Source organism: Streptomyces sp. NPDC096105 (genome assembly GCF_044763335.1).
Classification (GTDB): Bacteria; Actinomycetota; Actinomycetes; order Streptomycetales; family Streptomycetaceae; genus Streptomyces.
Map to the genome: position 1 here is coordinate 32334 of NZ_JBIWGC010000005.1, position 23400 is coordinate 55733.

The 23400-nt window shown below is 73.3% G+C and carries 22 protein-coding genes; 13 read left to right on the forward strand and 9 right to left on the reverse strand.

Annotated features, from left to right (window positions below):
• Window positions 1-2: 2 nt before the first annotated feature.
• Window positions 3-410: a Rieske (2Fe-2S) protein gene (locus ACIQ8B_RS10145; protein ID WP_365416623.1), complete on the reverse strand. Its 408-nt coding sequence runs from the start codon at window positions 408-410 to the stop codon at window positions 3-5.
• Window positions 411-602: 192 nt separating this feature from the next.
• On the opposite strand from ACIQ8B_RS10145, the gene aroH reads away from it, so the two are divergent.
• The 5 genes from aroH to der all read left to right on the forward strand — a co-directional run bounded on the left by aroH (window position 603) and on the right by der (window position 5082).
• The gene (aroH, locus tag ACIQ8B_RS10150; protein WP_106414919.1) at window positions 603-965 is read left to right on the forward strand and encodes a chorismate mutase; all 363 of its coding nucleotides are present in this window, start codon (window positions 603-605) and stop codon (window positions 963-965) included.
• Complete coding sequence (locus ACIQ8B_RS10155) at window positions 962-2047, forward strand: prephenate dehydrogenase (RefSeq protein WP_403546412.1); 1086 nt, start codon at window positions 962-964, stop codon at window positions 2045-2047. Before aroH ends, ACIQ8B_RS10155 begins: the two co-directional genes overlap by 4 nt.
• A 137-nt stretch (window positions 2048-2184) precedes the next feature.
• Window positions 2185-2871, forward strand: coding sequence for a (d)CMP kinase (gene cmk, locus ACIQ8B_RS10160; RefSeq protein WP_290008228.1), 687 nt, complete (start codon window positions 2185-2187; stop codon window positions 2869-2871).
• Window positions 2868-3515: a lysophospholipid acyltransferase family protein gene (locus tag ACIQ8B_RS10165; protein WP_403546413.1), complete on the forward strand. Its 648-nt coding sequence runs from the start codon at window positions 2868-2870 to the stop codon at window positions 3513-3515. The genes cmk and ACIQ8B_RS10165 overlap by 4 nt, the downstream gene beginning before the upstream one ends.
• 76 nt (window positions 3516-3591) lie before the next feature.
• On the forward strand, window positions 3592-5082 hold the full coding sequence (gene der, locus ACIQ8B_RS10170; RefSeq protein WP_403546414.1) for a ribosome biogenesis GTPase Der: 1491 nt from the start codon (window positions 3592-3594) through the stop codon (window positions 5080-5082).
• Window positions 5083-5153: 71 nt separating this feature from the next.
• Here the strand turns inward: der and ACIQ8B_RS10175 are convergent, their stop codons facing one another.
• Window positions 5154-5528 carry a hypothetical protein gene (locus ACIQ8B_RS10175; protein WP_106414924.1) on the reverse strand — a complete coding sequence of 125 codons (375 nt, stop codon included), beginning with the start codon at window positions 5526-5528 and terminating at the stop codon, window positions 5154-5156.
• Window positions 5529-5690: 162 nt separating this feature from the next.
• Entirely contained in the window at window positions 5691-6530 is an 840-nt protein-coding gene (locus ACIQ8B_RS10180; protein ID WP_290008235.1) for a hypothetical protein, read from the reverse strand.
• 746 nt (window positions 6531-7276) lie between these two features.
• Between ACIQ8B_RS10180 and ACIQ8B_RS10185 the strand changes: the two genes are divergently transcribed.
• Entirely contained in the window at window positions 7277-7492 is a 216-nt protein-coding gene (locus ACIQ8B_RS10185; protein ID WP_290008236.1) for an I78 family peptidase inhibitor, read from the forward strand.
• 64 nt (window positions 7493-7556) lie between these two features.
• On the opposite strand, the gene ACIQ8B_RS10190 is transcribed toward ACIQ8B_RS10185, so the two are convergent.
• Window positions 7557-8561 (reverse strand): phosphatase PAP2 family protein, encoded by a 1005-nt coding sequence (locus ACIQ8B_RS10190; RefSeq protein ID WP_290008237.1) that lies wholly within the window; start codon window positions 8559-8561, stop codon window positions 7557-7559.
• Between the two features lie 229 nt (window positions 8562-8790).
• Complete coding sequence (locus ACIQ8B_RS10195) at window positions 8791-10071, reverse strand: glycosyltransferase family 39 protein (RefSeq protein ID WP_403546415.1); 1281 nt, start codon at window positions 10069-10071, stop codon at window positions 8791-8793.
• 276 nt (window positions 10072-10347) lie between these two features.
• Between ACIQ8B_RS10195 and ACIQ8B_RS10200 the strand changes: the two genes are divergently transcribed.
• Entirely contained in the window at window positions 10348-12213 is a 1866-nt protein-coding gene (locus ACIQ8B_RS10200) for an MFS transporter (RefSeq protein ID WP_403546416.1), read from the forward strand.
• 115 nt (window positions 12214-12328) lie between these two features.
• On the forward strand, window positions 12329-13519 hold the full coding sequence (locus ACIQ8B_RS10205; protein WP_403546417.1) for an acyl-CoA dehydrogenase family protein: 1191 nt from the start codon (window positions 12329-12331) through the stop codon (window positions 13517-13519).
• A gap of 39 nt (window positions 13520-13558) precedes the next feature.
• Here the strand turns inward: ACIQ8B_RS10205 and ACIQ8B_RS10210 are convergent, their stop codons facing one another.
• Entirely contained in the window at window positions 13559-13996 is a 438-nt protein-coding gene (locus ACIQ8B_RS10210; protein WP_290008244.1) for a cell division protein SepF, read from the reverse strand.
• 291 nt (window positions 13997-14287) lie between these two features.
• Between ACIQ8B_RS10210 and ACIQ8B_RS10215 the strand changes: the two genes are divergently transcribed.
• From ACIQ8B_RS10215 to ACIQ8B_RS10225, 3 genes are all read left to right on the forward strand, one after another.
• A complete protein-coding gene (locus ACIQ8B_RS10215) occupies window positions 14288-15448 on the forward strand; it encodes a DUF5685 family protein (protein ID WP_403546418.1) in 1161 nt (386 codons plus the stop codon).
• Window positions 15449-15762: 314 nt separating this feature from the next.
• Window positions 15763-16668, forward strand: coding sequence for a S1 family peptidase (locus tag ACIQ8B_RS10220; protein ID WP_290008249.1), 906 nt, complete (start codon window positions 15763-15765; stop codon window positions 16666-16668).
• Window positions 16669-17165: 497 nt separating this feature from the next.
• A complete protein-coding gene (locus ACIQ8B_RS10225) occupies window positions 17166-18212 on the forward strand; it encodes a S1 family peptidase (RefSeq protein WP_403546572.1) in 1047 nt (348 codons plus the stop codon).
• A 79-nt stretch (window positions 18213-18291) separates the two neighbouring features.
• On the opposite strand, the gene ACIQ8B_RS10230 is transcribed toward ACIQ8B_RS10225, so the two are convergent.
• The gene (locus ACIQ8B_RS10230) at window positions 18292-19350 is read right to left on the reverse strand and encodes a DUF3533 domain-containing protein (protein WP_403546419.1); all 1059 of its coding nucleotides are present in this window, start codon (window positions 19348-19350) and stop codon (window positions 18292-18294) included.
• 524 nt (window positions 19351-19874) lie between these two features.
• On the opposite strand from ACIQ8B_RS10230, the gene ACIQ8B_RS10235 reads away from it, so the two are divergent.
• Window positions 19875-20738 carry a lipase family alpha/beta hydrolase gene (locus tag ACIQ8B_RS10235; protein ID WP_403546420.1) on the forward strand — a complete coding sequence of 288 codons (864 nt, stop codon included), beginning with the start codon at window positions 19875-19877 and terminating at the stop codon, window positions 20736-20738.
• Window positions 20739-20838: 100 nt separating this feature from the next.
• Here the strand turns inward: ACIQ8B_RS10235 and ACIQ8B_RS10240 are convergent, their stop codons facing one another.
• Window positions 20839-21879, reverse strand: coding sequence for a lytic polysaccharide monooxygenase (locus ACIQ8B_RS10240; protein WP_403546421.1), 1041 nt, complete (start codon window positions 21877-21879; stop codon window positions 20839-20841).
• A 596-nt stretch (window positions 21880-22475) separates the two neighbouring features.
• The gene (locus ACIQ8B_RS10245) at window positions 22476-22610 is read right to left on the reverse strand and encodes a hypothetical protein (protein WP_106416484.1); all 135 of its coding nucleotides are present in this window, start codon (window positions 22608-22610) and stop codon (window positions 22476-22478) included.
• 139 nt (window positions 22611-22749) lie between these two features.
• On the opposite strand from ACIQ8B_RS10245, the gene ACIQ8B_RS10250 reads away from it, so the two are divergent.
• Window positions 22750-23370 carry a class I SAM-dependent methyltransferase gene (locus ACIQ8B_RS10250; RefSeq protein WP_403546422.1) on the forward strand — a complete coding sequence of 207 codons (621 nt, stop codon included), beginning with the start codon at window positions 22750-22752 and terminating at the stop codon, window positions 23368-23370.
• The last annotated feature ends 30 nt before the right edge of the window (window positions 23371-23400 follow it).

The window sequence follows — 23400 nt, forward strand, 5'->3', positions numbered from 1 at the left end:
GATCACGCCCGGCGGATCGTGTTTCCGTCCACCGTGATCCGCTCCTCGGGCAGCGGCTCGGTCGCCGGGCCCTGCTCCACCGAGCCGTCCGTGATGCTGAAGCGGCTGTTGTGGCAGGCGCAGTTGACCGTGCCGTCCGAGACGTCGGAGACCAGGCAGTTCTGGTGGGTGCAGACCGCCGAGAACGCCTTGAAGACCCCCTGCTCGGGCTGGGTGACCACGATCTTCTCCGCGCCGAGGATCCGGCCCCCGCCCACCGGGACGTCCGCGGCCGGCAGCAGCTCCTGCCCGGCGGACCCCTCCGCGTCCGGGGACTCGCCGCCCCCGCCGTCGCCCGAACCGCAGCCCGCCGCGAGCGCCACCGCGCCCGATGCGAGCAGGACGGTGCGCCGCGTCGCCCGTGTGGTCATCTCGTCACTCCCTGGATCGCCGTCGCCGCATCCTGACACCGAACACGGCACAGGAGAAGCGATACCGGCGAAACGTCACCCGCGGTGCATACCACCCGTCTCAGCGGGCGGTCGCCCCACGCCGGTCCGGACCGCCCCTGACTACGCTGGACGACCGAACAGCCTTTACGCACGTCAGCAAGGAGCATCGTCGTGGCGGTACGCGCGGTCCGGGGGGCCGTCCAGTTGGAGCGGGACGAGGCCGGTCACATGGAGGAGCAGGTCGGAGCCCTGCTCACCGCGGTGCTGGAGCGCAACGGGCTGCACACGGACGACCTGATCAGCATCTGGTTCACGGCCACGCCCGACCTGCACTGCGACTTCCCGGCCGCCGCCGCCCGCAAGCTGGGCATCGTCGACGTGCCCCTCATCTGCGCCCAGGAACTCGCCGTCGAGGGCGCCATGCCCCGCGTCGTCCGCCTCCTCGCGCACGTCGAGTCCGACAAGCCCCGCTCCGGGATCACCCACGTCTACCTCGGCGCCGCGGCCGCCCTCCGCAAGGACATCGCCCAGTGAGAACCGCCCTCGTCATCGGCACCGGACTGATCGGCACGTCCGCCGCCCTCGCCCTGTCCCGGCGGGGCGTCGCCGTCCACCTCGCCGACCACGACCCCGAGCAGGCCCGTACCGCCGCCGCCCTCGGCGCCGGCACCGACGAGGCGCCCGACGGGCCGGTGGACCTCGCCGTCGTCGCCGCCCCGCCCGCGCACGTGGCCGACGTGCTCGCCGACGCCATGCGGCGCGGCCTGGCGCGCGGCTACATCGACGTCGCCAGCGTCAAGGGCGGACCGCGCCGCGAACTGCAGGCGCGCGGGCTCGACCTCACCCCGTACCTCGGCACCCACCCCATGTCCGGGCGGGAGAAGTCCGGCCCGCTGGCCGCCTCCGGCGACCTCTTCGAGGGCCGCCCCTGGGTGCTCACCCCCACCCGCGACACCGACACCGAGGTCCTCAACCTCGCCCTGGAACTGGTCTCTCACTGCCGGGCCGTGCCGGTCGTCATGGACGCCGACGCCCACGACCGCGCCGTGGCCCTCGTCTCCCACATGCCGCACCTGGTGTCCAGCATGGTCGCCGCCCGCCTGGAACACGCCGACGAGGCCGCCGTACGGCTGTGCGGGCAGGGCATCCGGGACGTGACCCGGATCGCCGCCTCCGACCCGCGCATGTGGATCGACATCCTCTCCGCCAACCCCGGACCGGTCGCCGACCTGCTCGCCGACGTCGCCGCCGACCTGGAGGAGACCGTCCGCGCCCTGCGCGCCCTGGAGTCCTCCGACGAGCACAAGCGCCGCGAGGGCGCCACCGGCATCGAGGACGTGCTGCGCCGCGGCAACGCGGGCCAGGTCCGCGTCCCCGGCAAGCACGGCTCCGCCCCGCGCGTCTACGAGACCGTCGCGGTGCTCATCGACGACCAGCCGGGCCAGCTCGCCCGCATCTTCGCCGACGCCGAGCGCGCCGGGGTCAACGTCGAGGACGTCCGCATCGAGCACGCCACCGGACAGCAGGCCGGCCTCATCCAGCTCATGGTCGAGCCCAAGGCCGCGCCGGTCCTCACGGCCGCGCTGCGGGAGCGGGGCTGGGCGATCCGTCAGTGACGCCCTTCTCCCCGCCCGTCCCCCGGGCGGGGGAGGGCGTCCGCATGTCGGAGGGGTTCCCGGGAGCCAGTAATCTGGTGCGGGGCGTGTCCGCGCCCCGCACACCCCACCCCACCGCACCAGGAAGGTGTTCCTCCGTGGAAAACGGCGCCGCCAAGCCCGTGATCGTCGCCATCGACGGTCCCTCCGGCACGGGCAAGTCGAGCACGTCGAAGGCCGTGGCGGCGCAGCTCGGCCTGAGCTACCTGGACACCGGCGCCCAGTACCGGGCGATCACCTGGTGGATGGTGAACAACGGCGTCGACATAGCGGACGCGTCCGCGGTCGCCGCCGCGGCCGCCAAGCCCGACATCCTCTCCGGCACCGACCCCACGGAGCCGACGATCACCGTCGACGGCGTGGACGTGGCCGGACCGATCCGCGAGCAGGACGTCACCTCCAAGGTCAGCGCGGTCAGCGCGGTGCCCGAGGTGCGCGCCCGGATCACCGAGCTGCAGCGCGCCATCGCCGCGTCCGCCGTCACCGGCATCGTCGTCGAGGGCCGCGACATCGGCACCACGGTGCTCCCCGACGCCGACCTGAAGATCTTCCTCACCGCCTCCCCGGAGGCCCGCGCCGCCCGCCGCAGCGGCGAGCTCAAGGGCGCCGACCTGCACAGCACCCGCGAGGCCCTGATCAAGCGGGACGCGGCCGACTCCAGCCGCAAGACCTCCCCGCTGGCCAAGGCCGACGACGCCGTCGAGGTGGACACCACCGACCTGACCCTGCAGCAGGTCATCGAATGCGTCGTCACCCTCGTCGAGGAGAAGCGGGCGGGGAAGTGACCGACGTTCCCTCGCCGCGGGGCGCCGAGGTCGGGCGGCGCATCGGCGTCGGCCTGATGTACGGGCTGTGGAAGCCGCGGGTGCTGGGCTCCTGGCGGGTCCCCTCGGCCGGCCCGGTGATCCTCGCCGTCAACCACGCGCACAACATCGACGGGCCCATGGTCATGGGCGTGGCGCCCCGGCCGACGCACTTCCTGATCAAGAAGGAGGCGTTCGTCGGCCCGCTCGACCCGTTCCTGACCGGCATCGGCCAGGTGAAGGTCGACCGGGACACCACCGACCGCACGGCGATCTCCCGGGCGCTGGGCGTGCTGGGACAGGGCGGCGTCCTCGGCATCTTTCCCGAGGGCACCCGCGGCGAGGGCGACTTCGCCTCGATCCGCGCCGGGCTCGCGTACTTCGCGGTGCGCAGCGGGGCGCCGATCGTGCCGGTCGCCGTCCTGGGAAGTTCCGGCCGGCCCGGCCGGTTGATAAAGGCACTGCCCCCGCTGCGCTCCCGCGTCGACGTCGTCTTCGGCGACCCGTTCGACGCGGGCGACGGCAGCGGGAGACGTACGCGCAAGGCGCTGGACGAGGCCACGGAACGCATCCAGAAGCAGCTCACGGCCCACCTGGAAAACGCCAGGCGTCTCACCGGCCGCTGAGCGACACTTGAGTAGTGGATCTCCGTCCCGCGGGGGTTCCACCGATCACCACGATGAACGACGAGGTACGGACTTCATGAACGACCACATCGAGCCCGACGGCTCGGACGCGCACGACGCTGCGCACGAGCACGATCACGGGGCGCTGGGCGATGCCGAGTTCGCGGAGTTCATGGAGCTCGCCGCGGAGGAGGGCTTCGACCTCGAGGACGTCGAGGGCGCCATCGAGGCGGCGGGCCACGGCCCGCTCCCGGTGCTCGCCGTCGTCGGCCGCCCCAATGTCGGCAAGTCGACCCTGGTGAACCGCATCATCGGCCGCCGTGAGGCGGTCGTCGAGGACAAGCCGGGCGTCACCCGTGACCGGGTCACCTACGAGGCCGAGTGGGCGGGCCGCCGCTTCAAGGTCGTCGACACCGGCGGCTGGGAGCAGGACGTCCTCGGCATCGACGCCTCCGTCGCCGCGCAGGCCGAGTACGCCATCGAGGCGGCCGACGCGGTCGTCTTCGTGGTGGACGCCAAGGTCGGCGCCACGGACACCGACGAGGCCGTCGTCCGCCTGCTGCGCAAGGCGGGCAAGCCGGTCGTGCTGTGCGCCAACAAGGTGGACGGCCCGAGCGGCGAGGCCGACGCCGCCCACCTGTGGTCCCTGGGCCTGGGCGAGCCGCACCCGGTCTCCGCGCTGCACGGCCGGGGCACCGGCGACATGCTGGACCAGGTCCTCGAGGCGCTGCCCGAGGCCCCCGCGCAGACCTTCGGCACGGCCGTCGGCGGCCCGCGCCGCGTCGCCCTGATCGGCCGGCCCAACGTCGGCAAGTCCTCGCTGCTGAACAAGGTCGCGGGGGAGGAGCGGGTCGTCGTCAACGAACTCGCCGGCACCACCCGCGACCCGGTCGACGAGATGATCGAACTGGGCGGCAAGACCTGGAAGTTCGTCGACACGGCGGGCATCCGCAAGCGGGTCCACCTCCAGCAGGGCGCCGACTACTACGCCTCGCTGCGCACCGCCGCGGCCGTCGAGAAGGCGGAGGTGGCCGTGGTCCTCATCGACGCCTCCGAGTCCATCTCGGTGCAGGACCAGCGCATCGTCACCATGGCCGTCGAGGCGGGCCGCGCGCTCGTCCTCGCCTTCAACAAGTGGGACACCCTCGACGAGGAGCGCCGCTACTACCTGGAGCGGGAGATCGAGACGGAGCTCGGCCAGGTGGCGTGGGCACCGCGGGTCAACGTCTCGGCACGCACCGGCCGCCACATGGAGAAGCTGGTCCCGGCGATCGAGAGCGCGCTGGCGGGCTGGGAGACCCGGGTCCCGACGGGCCGCCTGAACGCCTTCCTCGGCGAGCTGGTCGCCGCCCACCCGCACCCGGTGCGGGGCGGCAAGCAGCCGCGCATCCTGTTCGGCACCCAGGCCGGCACCAAGCCGCCGCGGTTCGTGCTGTTCGCCTCCGGCTTCATCGAGGCGGGCTACCGGCGCTTCATCGAGCGCCGGCTGCGCGAGGAGTTCGGCTTCGAGGGGACGCCGATCCACATCTCGGTGCGGGTGCGGGAGAAGCGCGGGCGGAAGAAGTAGCCGCCCGCGGCTGGACGTGACGAGGGGGCGGTCCCACGGGACCGCCCCCTCGGTCTGTCTGCCGCGCTGCGTCAGACCCCGCTGCGGGGGGCCGGGGGCAGTCCGGCCGGCACGTGGTGCATCTCGTTCGCCCCGCGACCGACCGTTCCCACACGCTGCCACTGCGGCGGTTCCACGGCGGGCCGGCTGAGGGAGGCGGTGAACGATCCGGGGCTGTGGTCCCGGTACGCGCCCGTACTGTGCGGGATGTTCCCGAAGGCGGTGAAGCCCCAGTCCTCCTCGCCGCTGCGGTCACCCGGCAGCGTGCGGAAGGACTTGACGTACTCGGCGTAGAGAGCGTCGTAGATCGGCGTGGCCGAGTGGCCGCTCCGGGAGTCCTGCGCCGGGCGCGCGGGGGCGGGGACCGAGGCGAGGGACTGGCGGCGGGGAGCGTCATATGCGTGCACGTATGTCCAAACGACCCCGTGCCACAAGGGATGCGGCCCACCCCGAGTTTTCGCAGGCCGCACCCCCGGTCCGCTCGTCAGGGGCGGGGGGAACCGCGCGACCGGACCCCGCGCGCCGTCAGCCGGCGTGCTTCGGGAAGCGACGGCCGCCGAATCGCCGCATCAGATCCCCGCGAGCGGCAACGCCGCAGCCACCAGCTTCCCGTTGGCCGCGGCCTTGTCCAGCGCATCGCGCATCAGGTCCTCACGGGGCTGTCGCCCGATGGAGCCGACGGGAGCGGCGAACATCAGCACCTGCTGGTGCTTGTTTGCCTCCGCCCGCCACCCGTCGGTGACCTGAAGCGGCTGGTGCGCCTGCCACCAGGCCACCGGACGGCCGCCGTTCGGGTTCGGCTGGAGCACGGCGTGCAGCTGCCCAGCGGCGAGCAGCACCGACCACCCGTGCAGCACCGGCGGCACGGCGGCCAGCTCGGTCAGCGGCATGAAGCCCTGCTCGATCAGCAGCGGCAGGAAGTCGTCGCCGGGGCCGAGCGTGCCGGGCCGGGCGACCGGGGCGGTCGGCTCGACCACCAGGGCCGGGTGCAGCTCGTCCTGGACGAGCACCAGTCCGCTGGTCACCCCGAGCACCGCCTGTTCGGGCACGAGGTTCGGGGGCTGCTGGTGCTGATGCGGCTGCGGGGCCTGCTGCTGGGCCGGTTGCTGAGCCTGCTGCTGCGGCTCCGCCCCGGTGCCGCCGATGGCCCGCACGGCGCCCTGGAGCTGTTCCTCGGTGACCTGGACGACCTGCGAGGGCAGGCAGGTGGCGTGGGCGAAGGCGAGCACGGCGGTCTCGTCGCCGACGAACAGGACGGTGCTGGTGCGCTCCTGCTCCGAGTCGCCCGGGGTACGGCAGGAGGTGCAGTCGTAACTGCCCGGAGCGGACTCTCCGGCGAGCAGGCGGGCTGCTTCTTCGTCGCCGATCTCGGCGCGTACCTCGTCGCTGACGTCGAGCATGCGCGGCACGGGTGGCTCCCTCGGGATGCGGTGCGTGGCGAGACCGGGTGGCTCCCGGCCCGTGGTCCGGGTGGGTCCCCGGCTCATGAAGAAGACAACGGACGATCCGTGGCGGGAGTCACGCCTCGCGGCGAACGGAATCGAACCATCCAGCACACAGGGCCACAGCCGGTGCGGAACGTGACATTCAGTGTCAACTGACCACTCGGGAAAGGGGTTTGACCGGGTGAAGTGGCACACGGCTCACCCGGTGGTGTGGTCGACAAATCAGGAAATCACGCAATGAAATGGGTGGCCGAAAGTCGCCGGTGCTTCGAGTGTCGCCGACGGGCCGGACATGAGCCCCGGCCCTCGGGCGGGACCTCCGTGCCGGCATGCGCCGACAGCATCCGTCGGCGCGATGTCCGTGTCGCGACCGCCGCCGCCGAGGGCGCGGCGCATCATGTGACGGAATGGGGCATGTCTTGTGCACATGGGCTTCACAGGCCGGCCGGGCCCGGCCGGGAATGCGCCGCGAAGACGCGCCGGAATACCTCACGCGACACATTTCTCACGAGGTTTGTCAGGACGGCGACCCGGTACCGGGAATTCCCTCCGAATGCCTGTGGGCGGAGGAGCGGAACCGCCCTTTCGGGTGACCGCCGCCCGTACGGAGCCGTCGTGATCCTGTGACACAAGTGTGACCGCGCACGGTCCTGGCCCCTGGCTGCCGGCGCGGACTTCCCCGTTTCGGGGCCAGGGCATAGCGTGGCCGCATGGCACCCATTCCGACACCCCCCACGGAGCCCCGCGACGATCCGGACGCCTATGTCGGCCTCGCCGCCGACCGGGCCGAGCACCTCGCGCGTGAGCGCGGCTGGTCCTCGGTGCGGGCCCTGGAGCCGGGGACGATCGTCACCATGGAGTACCGCGTGGGCCGGCTGAACTTCGAGGTGAAGGGCGGCCGGGTGGCGCGGGCCTGGAAGGGCTGAGACACGTCGACGGCCCCGGATCCTCCGCGGAGGATCCGGGGCCGTCGACGTGTCCGGGAGGCCGTCAGGGACGCTGCGCCGGTGTCGTCCCGCGCGGGTGGCGGTCGGTGTGCTGCGGCCGCCTGCTGCCCGCGGGAGTCACCGGGGAGCGCTCGGAGCGGCTGGTGTGCGGGCCGGGCGCGAGGTAGACCGGCGACCGGGGTGCGCGTCCGGCGGGGACCGTCTCGTGCACCGTGTCGGCGGCGCGCTCGGCGAGCGGCCGGACCACGACGGGCCGGCCTGCCGGGGCGGGCGCCGGCGCCTTGGCCCCGCGGCGGTCGAGCAGCCGGTCCCGCAGGGCGAGGATCCGCGCCTCGGTCCGCGCGATCAGCGGCTCGAACCAGGGCAGCGCCAGCAGGATCAGCAGGCCCGCCGCCCAGCCCAGCAGCACGTCGCTCAGCCAGTGGGTGCCGATGTACACGGTGGACAGGCCGACGCCCAGGGACGTCACCGCGGACAGCGCCGAGAGCCATCGGCGGGCCCGTGGCGTGGAGGCCATATAGGCCAGGATGCCCCAGGTCACCACGGCGTTCGCGGTGTGGCCGCTGGGAAATATATCGCCGCCGAGCCACATCTCGTTCGAGCCGATCTCGGTCGCGTAATGCGGTCCGAGGCGCCCCATGCCGTACTTCGCGGCCCCCACCGTGACGTTGAGCAGCAGCAGGGAGACGCCGAGGGCGAGCAGCGGACGCAGGGTGTGCTGCCGCCAGGAGCGCCAGCCCAGCCAGGCGGCGACCATCACGGCGGTGGGGCCGCGCTGGCCCAGCACCACGTAGTAGTCGACGAAGGCGTGCAGCTCCGGCCACTGCTGGTAGGGGCGGAAGAACATGAGCTGCCAGTCCAGACGGACCAGCCAGGAGGTGACCACCACGGCCCACACGATCGCCACGTAGAAGGCCAGGGTCGCGCCGAGGAGCACGATCCGGTGCCGGCTCATTCGCGGCATGCCGACGTGGGCCGGTCGCTCCGGCTCACGGTCCAGCCTCGCGAACACCCGGTCCAGACGGGTGTGACTCCGATCGGTACGCACCCAATCGACGTTACAGCGAGTGAGTGCGCAACCCCGACGATTCAGCGGCTTTGTGATGACGATGTGATGTGGCATTCCTCTCAGCCGGTCCTTTATTTCCGGCGAATCCGAACTCCCGCGCGCAATTGTTTTGGTCATGCCGTGCGCCTGGTTTATCGGCCTTCCGAAATGGTTCACCCGGGGCTCGTACACAATTCTCCCGCCGCTCACCGGCCGGCCGTGCGGGGGATCAGGGCGGCCCCGACCCGTTGAGCCAGAAGGCGCCGTACGCCGCTGAAGCCGCCGCGACCGCCGCCAGCCCCGCCGCGAGCGGGCGCGTCCGCACCCGGGCCAGGGCCAGGGCGAGCGGCAGGAGCAGCGGGAAGGCCGGCATCAGCAGCCGCGGTTTCGACCCGAAGTAGCTCGACGCGCACAGGGCGAGCGCGGTCACCGTGCCGGCGTACACCAGCAGCGGGAGCGGCTGGTGCTGCCGTACGCAGAGGACGCAGAGCCAGATCACCAGGGCCACGCCGAGGAGCAGCGCGATCCCGGCGAGGGCCGACGGGAACGACGTGAACCTGCCGGCGACGAACCGGGCGAAGGCGTAGCCGCCGTCGAAGCCGTTGCGCCAGCCGGCCTGCACGTCCAGATAGCCCAGCGGGCCGTCCCCGGTCCGCTGTCCGACCCACAGCACGTAACCGGCGGCTCCGAGGGGCGCGAGCAGCATCCCGGACACCCGGCGCAGGCGCACACCGGGGGCGCGCGGCCTTGGCGGGGCGCCGTCCGGCGCGCCCGTACGCGGCGCACGCGGCGGCGGACCGGCGCGGCCGCCGCCGCGTGCGCCGTCCCCCGGTACCGCACTGCCGTCCCCCACGAAGGAGGCACCGGAGCGCTCCCGCAGGAAGGCGGCGACACCGGCCGCCCACACCGCCGCGACCACCGCGAGCCCCACCGGCCGGGTCAGCCCCGCCAGCCCCGCCAGCAGGCCCGCCGTCACCCAGCGCCCCGTCAGCACCGCGTACAGCGCCCAGGCCGCCAGCGCCGTGAACAGCGACTCGCTGTACGCCATCGACTGCACGACCCCGACCGGCAGCACCGCCCACAGCAGCACCGCGCACACCCCGGCCCGCCGCCCGTACAGGTGGTCGGCCACGGCGAAGATCCCCCAGGCCGCGGCGAGCGAGGCGAGCAGGCTCACCACGAACCCGCCGTCGGCGTACGACAGCGGGGACACCGCCGCGGCCAGTCGCTCCAGCCACGGCAGCAGCGGGAAGAACGCCAGGTTGGAGTGCACGTCGCCGTTGGGCAGCCGCACCTCGTAGCCGTACCCCAGCTCGGCCACCCTCGTGTACCAGAGGGAGTCCCAGCGGGCGGTCAGCAAGGTGTACGCGCTCTTGCCGCGCGCCTCGCTCCACAGGGCCAGGACGGCCAGGCCCAGGGCGCGCACGGCGGTGTACCCGAGGAGCGCCGGGGCGGCCCGGCGCAGAACTCCGGGGCGGGCCGCGGCGGCACGCGTCTCGAGATCGGTCACGCGCCGATTATCGACCCGGCCCGGAACCGGCCCGCCCGCGACGGCGTGCGCACCGGGCGGGAAGGAGCGGGCGGGGGAGTGGCGTACGCCACACCGATCGGCCGCGAGGTTGAGAGGTCCGCCACTCGACCTCAGCGTTCACTCGCGTACTCTGACGTGTCACTCGCCGTTCGCCGCGCGGGCCGGGGGCGACCGCTCCGCTCCGGCCGAGACACGGGGGAGTCCCCCACCCCGTGCGCCCGCGGTACCGCGAGGGAACTTCTGGGAGGTACGTACATGTCCGGGACGACCACGGCCGCCGCGCTGCGCCGTAGGGCGGCCGGGGCCGGTGCCAACCGGTGGGTGGTGCTCGTCGTCCTCTGCGTCAGCCTGCTGCTGGTCGCCGTCGACGCCACCGTGCTGCACGTGGCCGTCCCCGCCGTCACCGAGGACCTCAGGCCCGGCGCGGTGGAACTGCTCTGGATCGTCGACGCCTATCCGCTGGTCTGCGCCTCGCTGCTCATCCTGTTCGGCACCCTGGGCGACCGGGTCGGCCGCAGACGCGTCCTCCTCCTCGGCTACGCCCTGTTCGGCGTCGCCTCGGCCATGGCGGCCTTCGCGGACGACGCCCACCTGCTGATCGCGGCGCGGGCGCTGCTCGGCGTCGGCGGCGCGATGATCATGCCGGCCACGCTGTCGATCCTGCGCCAGGTCTTCCCCGACCGCCGCGAGCGGGCGCTCGCCATCGGCGTCTGGAGCGCCGTCGCCGCCGTGGGCGCCGCGGTCGGACCGCTGCTCGGCGGCTTCCTGCTGGAGCACTTCTGGTGGGGCTCGGTCTTTCTGGTCAACATCCCCCTGATGCTGGTCAGTCTGCCCGTCGGGCGGATCCTGCTGCCCGAGTCGAAGGGCGACGGCGACGGCCCCTGGGACGTGGCCGGTGCGCTGACGGCCGCCGCCGGACTCTTCGCGCTGGTCCTCGGCGTGAAGCGGCTCGGCACCGGCGAACTCGGCCCGGGCACGCTCGTGCCGTCGGCCGCCGGGGTCGCACTGCTGGTGCTGTTCGTCCGCCGGCAGCGGCGCCGCGAGCATCCGCTGCTCGACCTGCGGATGTTCTCCCGGCCCGCGTTCAGCACCTCGGTCGGCTGCATCGTGCTGGCCATGCTCGCCCTGGTGGGCCTCGAACTGATCGCCGCGCAGTACCTCCAGCTCGTGCTGGGGCTGTCCCCGCTGGAGACCGGACTGCGGCTGGTGCCGCTCACCTTCGCGGCGATGGCCGCGGGCCTGGCGGGCGCGCGGATGCTGCGCCGGTTCGGCCCCCGGCGCATGGTCTCGTACGGTTTCTGCCTCACGGCCGGGGCGGTGCTGCTGCTGACGGCGATGGGCAGCCAGGACAACGCCCCGCTGCTGCTCTGCGGGTTCGTGCTGCTCGGCTTCGGCCTGGAGACCACTCTGTTCGGCGCGTACGAGTCGATGCTCAGCGAGGCGCCGCAGGAACAGGCCGGCGGGGCGGCGGCGATCGGCGAGACGTCCTACCAGCTCGGCGCCGGCATCGGCATCGCGCTGCTCGGCAGCGTGATGAACGCGGCCTACGCGCCCGGCCTCTCCCAGGTTCCCGGGGTGCCCGCCGCGGCGTCCGCCGCGGCGGCGCACTCGCTGGGCGAGGCGTACGAGGTGGCGGCCCGGCTCGGCGGCCCCGCGGGTGAGGAGCTGCGCCACGCCGCGCGCCACGCCTTCGTGCACGGCCTGCATGTGACGCTCCTGGTCAGCGCGGGCCTGCTGCTGGCCGGCGCGGCGATGGCCCTGCGCCTGCCCCGCCTGATGCACTGCGACCCCGCCCCGGGGACCCCCTCGGGGGCGCCCCCCGGACCCGCCTTGCCGACCGCCCCCGAGGCCGCATCCGGTGCTGCCCCCGACGTCCCCTCCGGGACGGTCCTCGGGGCCGGGTCCGGTCCTGGACCCGCCCGGGAGGCCGGCGCGGGTGCCGTTTCCGGGGCTGCCCCCGGTGCCCCCGATGCCGCCTCCGGGACCGGCGCCGTTCCCGGGGCCGCCGACGGAGCGGGCTCCGGAGCCGGCCCCGAGGCGGCTCCCGGCGCCGGCGCCGGGAGCGGACCCGTGCACATGCCCGCGCAGCGGGAGTCCCACGGGCCCGGCGTGAGGGTGTGAGGCGCGCACCACGGGCCGGGGTGGACGGCGGAGGAACCGCGTCGTAACGTCGGCCCGAGCCCGACTGGCAGTGCTAGTCGACGTACCGGATGACCAGCCCCCGGAGGGTGCCCCCATGGCCGCGTCCGCGAAGCCGCCCGCGTTCGACCCCGCCGACCCGCTCGGCCTCGACGACCTGCTGGAGCCGGAGGACCTGGCGATCCGGGACACGGTGCGCGGCTGGGCGGCGGACCGCGTGCTGCCGTACGTGGCGGACTGGTACGAGAAGGGCGAGCTGCCCGGCATCCGGGAGCTGGCCCGGGAGCTCGGCGGGATCGGCGCGCTCGGCATGTCCCTCGACGGTTACGGGTGCGCGGGCGCGAGCGCCGTCCAGTACGGGCTGGCCTGCCTGGAACTGGAGGCGGCCGACTCCGGCATCCGCTCCCTGGTCTCCGTGCAGGGCTCCCTCGCCATGTACGCCATCCACCGCTTCGGCAGCGAGGAGCAGAAGCGGCACTGGCTGCCGCGGATGGCGTCCGGCGAGGTCATCGGTTGCTTCGGGCTGACCGAGCCCGACCACGGCTCCGACCCGGGCTCGATGCGCGCCTACGCCAAGAAGGACGGCGCCGACTGGGTGCTGAACGGCCGGAAGATGTGGATCACCAACGGGTCCGTGGCCGGGGTCGCCGTGGTGTGGGCGCAGACCGACGGGGGCATCCGCGGCTTCGCGGTGCCCACCGACACCCCGGGTTTCTCGGCGCCGGAGATCACGCACAAGTGGTCCCTGCGCGCCTCCGTCACCAGCGAACTCGTCATGGACGACGTACGGCTGCCCGCCGACGCGGTGCTGCCGGAGGTGACCGGGCTCAAGGGGCCGCTGAGCTGTCTGTCGCACGCCCGGTACGGCATCGTGTGGGGCGCGATGGGCGCCGCGCGCAGCTGCTTCGAGGCGGCGGTCGACTACGCGAAGTCACGGGAGCAGTTCGGGCGGCCCATCGGCGGCTTCCAGCTCACCCAGGCCAAACTCGCCGACATGGCGGTGGAACTGCACAAGGGGATCCTGCTCGCCCACCATCTGGGGCGGCGGATGGACGCCGGCCGCCTGCGTCCCGAGCAGGTCAGCTTCGGCAAACTCAACAACGTGCGCGAGGCGATCGAGATCTGCCGTACGGCCCGGACCGTTCTCGGGGCCAACGGGATCTCACTGGAGTACCCGGTGATGCGGCACGCGACGAACCTGGAGTCGGTGCTCACCTACGAGGGCACCGTGGAGATGCACCAGCTCGTGCTGGGCAAGGCGCTCACCGGGATCGACGCGTTCCGGTAGGCCGGCCCGCGGGGGCGGGGCCGGCTGAGCGGCCCCGCCTCAGCTCTGGTTGAAGAAACCGTCGGTGCGGTGCGCGGCCGGCTCGCCGCTGACCACCTCGGTGTCGGAGGGGCTGAGCAGGAACACCCGGTTGGAGACCCGCTCGATGGTGCCGCGCAGACCGAAGATCAGGCCCGCCGCGAAGTCGACGACGCGCTTGGCGTCGCCGGCGTCCATGGCCGTGAGGTTGATGATGACCGGCACGCCCTCGCGGAACAGCTCGCCGATGGCGCGGGCGTCCCGGAAGCTGTCCGGGGTGACCGTGCCGATCCGGCGGCCCCGCTCCTCGGCGGCGTCCGCGGCCACCTTGACCCGCGGATCGGTGACCCAGGCATCCCCGGGCTCGTTCCCGTCGGAGTAGTCGTCGTCGTAGTAACGCTCGTCTTCGTTGTCGTCGACGAGGCCAAGCCAGGCACTCGCCTTGCGTACCGATCCCATGGACGCCTCCTCTCACAGCGGTCTTTCGTGCTTTCCGCATCCCTATGGTCGTCCATGATGCGGAGGGTGCGCCAAGTGGATAGACGCCGCGCGGGGGGTTTGTGACGGTACTGGTGCACAGCGGATCCGTCGAGAGTCCTGGTTTCCCAAGGGCCTTGACGCAAACGGATGCTGACTGTGAGTGAAATATGATTCTACGCGGCGTACGGGTGATGAGGGGCGCATCCGGGTGAACGCCGCGACCGGTACGATGCCGCAGCTGAACGTCGTACGCATGCACGGGGGAACGTCGTGTTCGGGATCGTCAGGCCCTGCCGTCACCGGCTGGGCGAGAAACTCACCGCCCAGTGGATCGCCCATCTCTGCGGGCTGTGCCTGGCCCTGCGCGGGGACCACGGGCAGCTCGCGCGGATCGTCACCAACTACGACGGACTGCTGATATCCGTTCTGACGGAGGCTCAGTCGGATTCCGGCGGCGGCAGGGGCCGCCGTACCGCCGGCCCCTGTCCGCTGCGCGGCATGCGGACCGCGTCCGTCGCCCACGGCGAGGGCGCGCGGCTGGCCGCCGCCGTCTCCCTCGTGCTCGCCTCCGCCAAGGTGCGCGACCATGTCGCCGACGGGGACGGAGTGCTGGCCCGCCGTCCCGTCGCGCTCGCCGCGCGCCGGGTCGCGGCGAGCTGGGACCGCGCGGGCGCCCGGACCGGCTCCGACGTCGGGTTCGACACCGCGGTCCTGGCCGACGCGGTGGACCGGCAGACCGGCATCGAGTCGCTGGCCGGACCCGGCACCCCGATCCTCACCGTGACCGAACCGACCGAGACGGCGACCGCGGCGGCCTTCGCGCACACCGCGGTGCTCGCCGGGCGGCCGCACAACGCCGGACCGCTCGCGGAGGCCGGGCGTCTCTTCGGACGGCTCGCGCATCTGCTGGACGCCGTGGAGGACCGGGAGGCCGACGCCGCCTCCGGCGCCTGGAACCCGCTCACCGCCACGGGCACCTCGCTCACGGAGGCCCGCCGGCTCGCCGACGACGCGGTGCACGGCATCCGGCTGGCGCTGCGTGAGGTCGAGTTCACGGACGGCGGTCTCGCCCACCGGCTTCTCGTGCATGAACTCCCCGATTCCGTCCGACGCGCTTTCGGTACGCCCTCCTGTGCCCACGGTTCGCATCCGTACGCCCCTCCGCACGCTCCCGGTGCGCCGGGCGCGCCGACGCCGCCCGAACCGCCGCGCCGGGAACGGCGGGGACTGCTGGCGGGGTGCGCCGTGTGGCTGGGACTCGCCTGTACCTGCCGGCTGTGCTGCGGGACCTACGAGGATCCGTGGACGCGGGAGCGCAAGGAAGGCTGCGCCGGAAACTGCGACGGTAGTTGCTGCGAGTGCTGTGAATGCTGCAACTGCTGCGGGGAGGACGGCTGCTGCGGCGGGTGCGACTGCGGCTGCAACTGCTGAGCGGGAGCCGGGCGTGCGTGTGTGCACGGTCCGGCCCGTAAGCGGAATCCAGCCATCCCGATCACTGTTCGACCGGTCGTCACCCGGCTGTGACGACCGGTGATGCAGTGCCAGGAGGGGAGCAAGTCGACTACTCGTCCCCAATCCGTAGGCCAAAAGGCACCCTTGCGCCGAACGGTCGGTCGGCCGAATACTCGCCGCAGCGATTGTCAGGGGCACGTCGGGTCGGAATCCGGTCCGCCGGTCCCTGGCTGCGCCTCACCGGGCCCACAACCCCACGAGGGCCCCCAACTTCCTTTGTGGAGGAACGAAACGTGAGGATCAAGCGCACCACCCCCCGCAGCGGCATCTCGAGACGGACTCGGCTGATCGCCGTTTCCACCGGCCTCGTGGCCGCCGCCGCGATCGCGGTCCCCAGCGCGAGCGCGGCCGACACCCCCACCACCTTCAGCTCCTCCGAGCTCAAGAGCGCGAGCAGCTCGGTGATGAAGGCCGACGTCCCGGGCACCGCCTGGGCCGTCGACAGCAAGACCAACCGGGTCGTCGTGACCGTCGACAGCACCGTCTCCCAGGCCGAGATCAACAAGATCAAGCAGCAGGCCGGGGAGAACGCCGAGGCGATCACCGTCAAGCGCACCCCGGGCAAGTTCACCAAGCTCATCCAGGGCGGCGACGCCATCTACTCGGGCACCGGCCGCTGCTCCCTCGGCTTCAACGTCCGCTCCAGCAACGGGACCGAGTACTTCCTGACCGCCGGTCACTGTACCGAGGGCTCAAGCACGTGGTACGGCAACTCCAGCCGGACCCAGGTCCTCGGCTCGACCGCCGGCACCAGCTTCCCGGGCAACGACTACGGCATCGTCCGGTACACCGGTTCCGTCAGCCGGCCCGGCACCGCGAACGGCGTGGACATCACCCGCGCGGCCACCCCGAGCGTGGGCACCACGGTCATCCGTGACGGTTCCACCACGGGCACGCACAGCGGCCGGGTCACCGCGCTCAACGCGACCGTGAACTACGGCGGCGGCGACGTCGTCTCCGGTCTCATCCAGACCACGGTCTGCGCCGAGCCCGGCGACTCCGGCGGCTCGCTCTACGGCAGCAACGGCGTCGCGTACGGTCTGACCTCCGGCGGCAGCGGCAACTGCCGGACCGGTGGCACGACCTTCTTCCAGCCGGTGACCGAGGCCCTGAGCGCCTACGGGGTCAGCCTCTACTAGGGCGGCCCCCGGCCTGGGCGCCCGGCCGGTCCCGCCGTACGGCTCCCCGAGGAGCCGGCAGCCCCACGAGCCCCCGCACGCGACCCGCGTGCGGGGGCTCGTCCCTGTTCCGGGACCGGCCGGGCGCCCGTCGCGCGCCGGACGGATCCCGGCCGCAGAGGGTGGATTTTCAGCCACCTGCTGAACGGTCGGTGCGCGCCGTGGGCAACCCTCGTGCGACGTTTGCAATGTGAACCGTCCCGTGTCTCCATGAACTGTCAGGACATAGGGGGCGCCGGCCGTTGTCGTATGCGCGTCCTGAAGTCGACCTTGTGTGCTCCCCGCGGCGTTCGGAAGAGTGGGCGGCGATCAACCGGCGCGGGCGTGGCTCCTGCTGTGCTCCACCCCCGTGGCCGTACGCCTTCCGGTCCGGCGAGGTCCCCACAACCCCTCCGGGCCGTCCCCCCGCAGGAGGACGTGAGTTGAAGCACCGACGCATACCCGGGCGCCGTGCCGTCATGGCGGGTGCGGGCATCGCCGCACTGGCCGCGGGAGCGGTCACCTTCCAGACTGCGAACGCCAGTGAGATCCCGGCCGACGCCGCACCCCGGACCCTCTCGGTCCAGGCGGCCGGAAACCTCGCCTCGACGCTGCTCCGGAACCTGGGCGCCGACGCGGCGGGAACGTACTACGACACGAAGACCGAGAGCCTCGTGGTGAACGTGCTCGACGAAACCGCGGCCGAGACCGTCGAGTCGGCCGGCGCGAAGGCCAGAGTCGTGGCGAACTCGCTCGCCGACCTGAAGGACGCGCGCACCACGCTCCGGCAGGACGCGACCATCCCGGGCACGTCCTGGGTGACCGACCCCGTCTCCAACAAGGTCGTCGTCACGGCGGACCGCACGGTCTCCGAGGCCGAGTGGGCCAAGCTGACCGAGGTCGCCGAAGGGCTCGGCGACACGGTGGAGCTCCAGCGCACCAAAGGGGAGTTCAAGCCCTTCATCGCGGGCGGCGACACCATCACCGGCAACGGCGGGCGCTGCTCGCTGGGCTTCAACGTGACCAAGGGCGGCGAGCCGCACTTCCTCACCGCGGGCCACTGCACCGAGTCCGTCCCGGCCTGGTCGGACTCCTCGGGGAACGTCATCGGTGAGACCGCCGTGTCCAGCTTCCCGGGCGACGACTACGGCCTGGTCACGTACACGGCCGACGTGGCGCACCCGAGCGAGGTCAACCTCTACGACGGCTCCACGCAGACGATCTCCGGCGCCGCCGAGGCCACCGTCGGCATGCAGGTGACCCGCAGCGGCTCCACCACCCAGGTCCACTCCGGCACGGTCACCGGCCTGGACGCCACCGTGAACTACGGCAACGGCGACATCGTCAACGGTCTGATCGAGACCGACGTGTGCGCCGAGCCCGGTGACAGCGGCGGCTCGCTCTTCTCGGGAGACAAGGCGGTCGGCCTGACCTCCGGCGGCAGCGGCGACTGCACCTCGGGCGGCACGACCTTCTTCCAGCCCGTGACCGAGGCCCTGTCGGCCACCGGTACGCAGATCGGCTGAGCCCGCTCCGGGGCAGCACGGCGTCCCGTCCCTCCCACGCGGAGGGGCGGGACGTCCGCGTATCAGGGCGCCGCGGGCCCTAGCCCTCGGCCGGACGTCCCGGTTCCGGCTCCGGACGCCTCCGCAGCGCCGACATCAGCACGGTGACGGCGGTCCCCGCCACCGCCCAGGCGGACAGGACCAGCAGCGGGACGGTCACGTCGTTGCCCCGGAAGTACACGACCGAGCGGGCCGCCCAGGTGCCCGCGCCCGGGGGCAGCGCCGGCCCGAGCGCCGCCCAGAACGGCGGCAGCAGCGGCGTCGGCAGGGCGCCGCCCGAGCTGGGGTTGCCCAGGATCACCACGAGCAGGATCGCCACGCCGATCCCGACGACCCCGAGAGCGGCCTGCAGCGCGAGCGTGGCGGCACCCACCGCGAAGATGATCAGCGCGCCCAGTCCCCACAGCCCCGCGAAGCCGTCCGGCAGCGCGTCCAGGGCCGGCCCGGCGATGAGCGCCCCGCCGAGTCCGCCGAGGACCGCGACCACGGCCATGGCGCCGAGCCGGATCAGCGCCCGGTGCGGGGTGGACGCCCGCGCGCCCGCGCTGATCGCCAGGATCGCCGCGCACAGGTAGCCGCCCACGCACCAGCCGACCACCAGGTAGAACGACGACAGCCCGTTGGAGTCCTGGGCGGAGGCGGGGACGACGTCCTCGACCCGCAGGGTGCGCCGCTCGTCGCGCTCCGTCTCGGTGAGGAGCCGCTCCAGGGTGGTGGCCAGCGCGGTGCCGCCGCCGGTGGCGACCAGCAGGGTGTCGGTCGTCCCCTCGGGGTCGACCACCAGCGCCCCGTCGATGTCCCGGTCCTCGATCTGCCGGCGGGCGCTCTCCTCGTCGGCCACCGCCCGCGGGTCCAGCGGGGAGCCGGGCAGTTCCTGCAGCCGGGTCACCGTCCGCTCGGCCACCGGCGGGGGCGCGGCGACCCCGAAGGGCGCGTCCCGCAGCTTCGGGTGGTGCAGGGCGCCCACGTACGAGGTGATGAACAGCAGCATCAGCGCGATCACACCGAGCACGAGCAGGGTGGCCCGCGGGGTGACGGCGTCGCGCACCTCGCCGAGGAACGAACGCGGGCGGGTCCCGGGGCCGGTGCTCTGCGTCATGTCCCCACGGTCCGGGGGAGCGGGCGTTCGCGCAGGTGGGACAGGGCCGAACGGATGTCGCACATTTATTTGAAAGCGGGCCCGGGTGCGGGCGGCGCTGCGCGGGGGGTTCGACCCGGCCGGGCCGGCATCCCGCCGGCTCGCCTTCGGCCCGGTGGGCGAGAAGGCGCGCGGGATCGAGGGGGCGCGGACCGCGTGCGGGCCGGGTTCGGTCACCGCGCGGTGATGCCGGGGGTGTCGGCGGCGTGGGGCCCGGCGGTCGGCGAGCCGCGGCGGCGAGTGAACTGCGCCCGCTGCTGGGGGCGGTTGCTGCGTACCGCGCCCGGCGGGGCGGTGCGTCTCGCTCGGTGACGCGCCATCAGGCCGCAGCGGGCGGTCGTGGGGCATCGGCGGGAGTTTTTACCGACCCGTAACTTCCCGGCTTTCCTACTCGCCCGTAACTTGATGGGTGAACAGCATCCCGTGATCCGGATCACAGGGCGTAGGACCCCACCCTCCCCCTTGAGCCGCAAGGAGATCACACGATGCTGCCCTGGAAGCGGGTGATCAGACCGCTGGCCGCGCTCCTGCTGGCCGCGGCCGCCGTCACCGCCCCCGCCGCGTCGAGCGCGCAGGCCGCCGCCGCACCCGGCTCCGGCTGGAACGACTTCGCCTGCAAGCCCTCCGCCGCCCATCCCCGCCCCGTCGTCCTGGTCCACGGCACCTTCGGCAACTCCGTCGACAACTGGCTGGGCCTCGCGCCCTACCTGAAGAACCGGGGCTACTGCGTCTTCTCCCTGGACTACGGCCGGCTCCCCGGTGTCCCCTTCTTCCACGGCCTCGGCCCCGTCGAGAAGTCCGCCGAAGAGCTCGACGCCTACGTCGACCGGGTGCGCGCCGCGACCGGCGCCACGAAGGTCGACATCGTCGGCCACTCCCAGGGCGGCATGATGCCCCGCTACTACCTCAAGTTCCTCGGCGGCGCCGCCGAGGTGAACGCCCTGGTCGGCATCGCCCCCAGCAACCACGGCACCACCCTCGGCGGTCTCACCGCGCTGCTGCCGCACTTCCCCGGCGCCGAGGACCTGCTGAGCGAGGCCACACCCGCCCTCGCCGACCAGGTCGCCGGCTCCGCCTTCCTCACCAAGCTCAACGCGGGCGGCGACACCGTGCCCGGCGTCCGCTACACCGTCATCGCCACCAGGTACGACCAGGTCGTCACCCCGTACCGCAGCGCCTTCCTGACCGGGCCGGACGTCCGTAACGTGGTCCTCCAGGACCTCTGCGCGGTCGACCTGTCCGAACACCTGGCGATCGGACTGATCGACCGGATCGCCTTCCACGAGGTGGCGAACGCCCTCGACCCGGCCCGCGCCAGGCCGACCACCTGCGCCTCCGCGATCGGCTGACACGTCTCGCCTCGAGGCTTTCGAGGCTTTCGAGGCTTCGAGGAGAACGGCGGCGGGTCCCTGTCCGGCCTGAGCCGCCGGGCAGGGACCCGCCGCCGGTTCAGCGGCCGTGGCGTCCGGTCGCCGTGCGCCGCCGCGCGGAGGCGAACAGCGCGGCCGAGCCGAGCGCCAGCGCCGCGGCGCCGCCGGCCATCAGGTACGGCGTGCTGTCGTCACCGCCGGTCTCCGCCAGGTTCTGACCGCCGCCGGCCGCCTTCGGCCGGTTGCCCGTGCCGGCGTCCGCCGCGACCGGGTCGGCCGTGGTGGCGGGGTCGTCGTCGCCGTGCCCGTGGTTCTCGATCGTCGACTTCTCGGCGCCGGCCTCGATCTGCTCCTCGGACGGGGCGGAGGCCGTCGGCGCCGGGGCGGACGCCCCCTTCGGCGTGTCGCCCGGAGCGGCCTCACCGCCGTCCGTCTTCCTGTCGCCTTCCGCCGTGTCGCCGCCGGCCGCGTCCCCGCCCGCCTGCGCACCGCCGAAGGTGACGTCCGAGCAGGAGTAGAAGGCCTCCGGGCTGTCCGACCGCTGCCAGACGGCGTACAGCAACTGCTGGCCGGAGCGCTCCGGGAGGGTGCCGGAGAAGGTGTAGAAGCCGCCCGACGCGGCCGGGTCGGTGGAGGTCGCCACCGGGTTGGCCAGGTCCAGGTCGTCCCAGGCCAGCGGCTTGCCCGGGTCGTAGCCGGGCTTGGTGATGTACACCGTGAAGGTGCCCTTGTGCGGGGCCGTCACCCGGTACTTGAAGGTGTGCTCGCCGCTGGACACGCCGGTCGCCGGCCAGTCGGTGCGGGCCAGGTCGAGGCCCTTGAACGCCTCGTTTCCCGCGCTGCACAGCTTGCCGTCCGGGATCAGCTCCCGGTGGCGCCCGCCCGCGTCACCGATGCGGACGCCGTTCCAGTCGTACAGCGCCTGGGTGCCGCCGGCCGCGACGGCCGCCCTGCACGCCTCCGACGCCGGGCTCTCCGGGCCCTCGGCGTAGCACTGGGAGACCCGGCTGACCGGGTCGCCCATCGAACCGTGGGCGGCGGCCGGCGCGGCGGACAGTCCGGTCAGGGCGAGCGGGGCGAGACCGACGGCGGCGACAGCGGCCTTACGGCGTGCGGACATGGGGCAGCAACTCCTCGGCGAACAGCGGATCTCATGGGGGGCGATCCCGGGGGATCCCGTGGGGGTGGATCAGAAACTAGCCCCGCGGAACCCGGAAATCGCCCGGTGAGGGCGGTGCGGGGAGATCCTTATGGTCGCTTTAAGGGAGCGCTCAGGCTGGGATCAGGTAGGTACCGTGCGCGCATGAGGAACGCGCGGATCAGGCCGGCCGTCGCCGCCGACGTACCGGACGCGCGGGCGGTGGCCGACGCGGCCTTCCGGCCCTGCATCGCCCGGGTCGGGGTCGTGCCGGTGCCCATGGAGACCGGCCACGCGGCGAACGTGGCCGCCGGCCGCGTGTTCGTCGCGGAGCTCCCGGACGACGGCGGGGCCGGGCCCGCGCGGCCGACGGGCCTCGTCGTGCCGGAGCCGCGCCCGGACCACCCGTACCCGGACCTCGTCGCCGTCCGGCCCGACACCCGGGGCGCCGGGCCGGGGGCGGCTGCCGCCGGAGTTCGCGGGGACCCGGGCACGGGCGCTCGGACTGCCCTCGTCATGGCGTGCGTGGGGAGCCGGATCCCGGGCAAGCGCCCCGGCCGAGCCCCGCGGCCGGGCGCTCAGCCGTCGGGCCACCAGGTGCGGGCGATGTCCTTGCGGATCTCGGGGCGGTCCGCGGGGCGCTCGTCGGCCTCCTCGCGGACCTGGCGGGTGTCCGTCTTCCTCGGGGGCTTCTGCACGGTGACTCGGCGCATGGCTGCCTCCTCGAAGGTCCATCCGGGTCGCCCGTTCTCACGGCGGTGAACCTTTCGGGGGAGAGTTCCCCATCCGTCCCGTCGTGTCTGTGGCCGCCGTCACGGACCGGCTGTCAGTGGCAGGTGTCACCCTGAGCCCATGACCACGCGGCACGGTGACGGGACGGACACGGGCGGTGCCGACTGGGACGCGCGGGCGGCCACCTTCGACGAGGAGCCGGACCACGGGCTGCGTGACCCGCGGGTGCGCGCCGCCTGGGCCGCGCGGCTGCGGGACTGGCTGCCCGGCCGGCCGGGTGACGTCCTGGACCTCGGCTGCGGCACCGGCAGCCTCTCCCTCCTCGCCGCCGGGCAGGGCCACCGGGTCACCGGGGTGGACCGGTCCCCGGCCATGGTGGCGCTGGCCCGGCAGAAGCTCGCCGGGCGGCACGCGGTGTTCCTCACCGGCGACGCGGCGCACCCGCCGGTCGGCGGTGAGCGGTACGACGCCGTCCTCGTCCGGCACGTGCTCTGGACGCTCCCCGAGCCGGACCGGGTGCTGCGGCACTGGCGCGACCTGCTGCGGCCCGGCGGGCGGCTGGTGCTGGTCGAGGGGGTGTGGGGGACGGTGAGCCCGGTCGGCATACCGGCGGACCGGCTCACCGCCCTCCTCGCCCCGCTCACCGCGCGGGTGCGCGTGGAACGGCTGTCCGGGGACCCGGCGCTGTGGGGACGGGAGACCGACGACGAGCGGTACGCGGTGGTGGCCCTCCGGGACTGAACCGCCGGGTGCCGGACCGCCGGCGGTGTC

Excerpts from the sequence above, each read along its gene's own strand:
- ACIQ8B_RS10145 (WP_365416623.1), bottom strand. The coding sequence starts at position 410 with ATGACCACACGGGCGACGCGGCGCACCGTCCTGCTCGCATCGGGCGCG.
- der (WP_403546414.1), top strand. The coding sequence starts at position 3,592 with ATGAACGACCACATCGAGCCCGACGGCTCGGACGCGCACGACGCTGCG.
- ACIQ8B_RS10185 (WP_290008236.1), top strand. The coding sequence starts at position 7,277 with ATGGCACCCATTCCGACACCCCCCACGGAGCCCCGCGACGATCCGGAC.
- ACIQ8B_RS10200 (WP_403546416.1), top strand. The coding sequence starts at position 10,348 with ATGTCCGGGACGACCACGGCCGCCGCGCTGCGCCGTAGGGCGGCCGGG.
- ACIQ8B_RS10205 (WP_403546417.1), top strand. The coding sequence starts at position 12,329 with ATGGCCGCGTCCGCGAAGCCGCCCGCGTTCGACCCCGCCGACCCGCTC.
- ACIQ8B_RS10210 (WP_290008244.1), bottom strand. The coding sequence starts at position 13,996 with ATGGGATCGGTACGCAAGGCGAGTGCCTGGCTTGGCCTCGTCGACGAC.
- ACIQ8B_RS10225 (WP_403546572.1), top strand. The coding sequence starts at position 17,166 with ATGGCGGGTGCGGGCATCGCCGCACTGGCCGCGGGAGCGGTCACCTTC.
- ACIQ8B_RS10230 (WP_403546419.1), bottom strand. The coding sequence starts at position 19,350 with ATGACGCAGAGCACCGGCCCCGGGACCCGCCCGCGTTCGTTCCTCGGC.
- ACIQ8B_RS10235 (WP_403546420.1), top strand. The coding sequence starts at position 19,875 with ATGCTGCCCTGGAAGCGGGTGATCAGACCGCTGGCCGCGCTCCTGCTG.
- ACIQ8B_RS10240 (WP_403546421.1), bottom strand. The coding sequence starts at position 21,879 with ATGTCCGCACGCCGTAAGGCCGCTGTCGCCGCCGTCGGTCTCGCCCCG.
- ACIQ8B_RS10245 (WP_106416484.1), bottom strand. The coding sequence starts at position 22,610 with ATGCGCCGAGTCACCGTGCAGAAGCCCCCGAGGAAGACGGACACCCGC.
- ACIQ8B_RS10250 (WP_403546422.1), top strand. The coding sequence starts at position 22,750 with ATGACCACGCGGCACGGTGACGGGACGGACACGGGCGGTGCCGACTGG.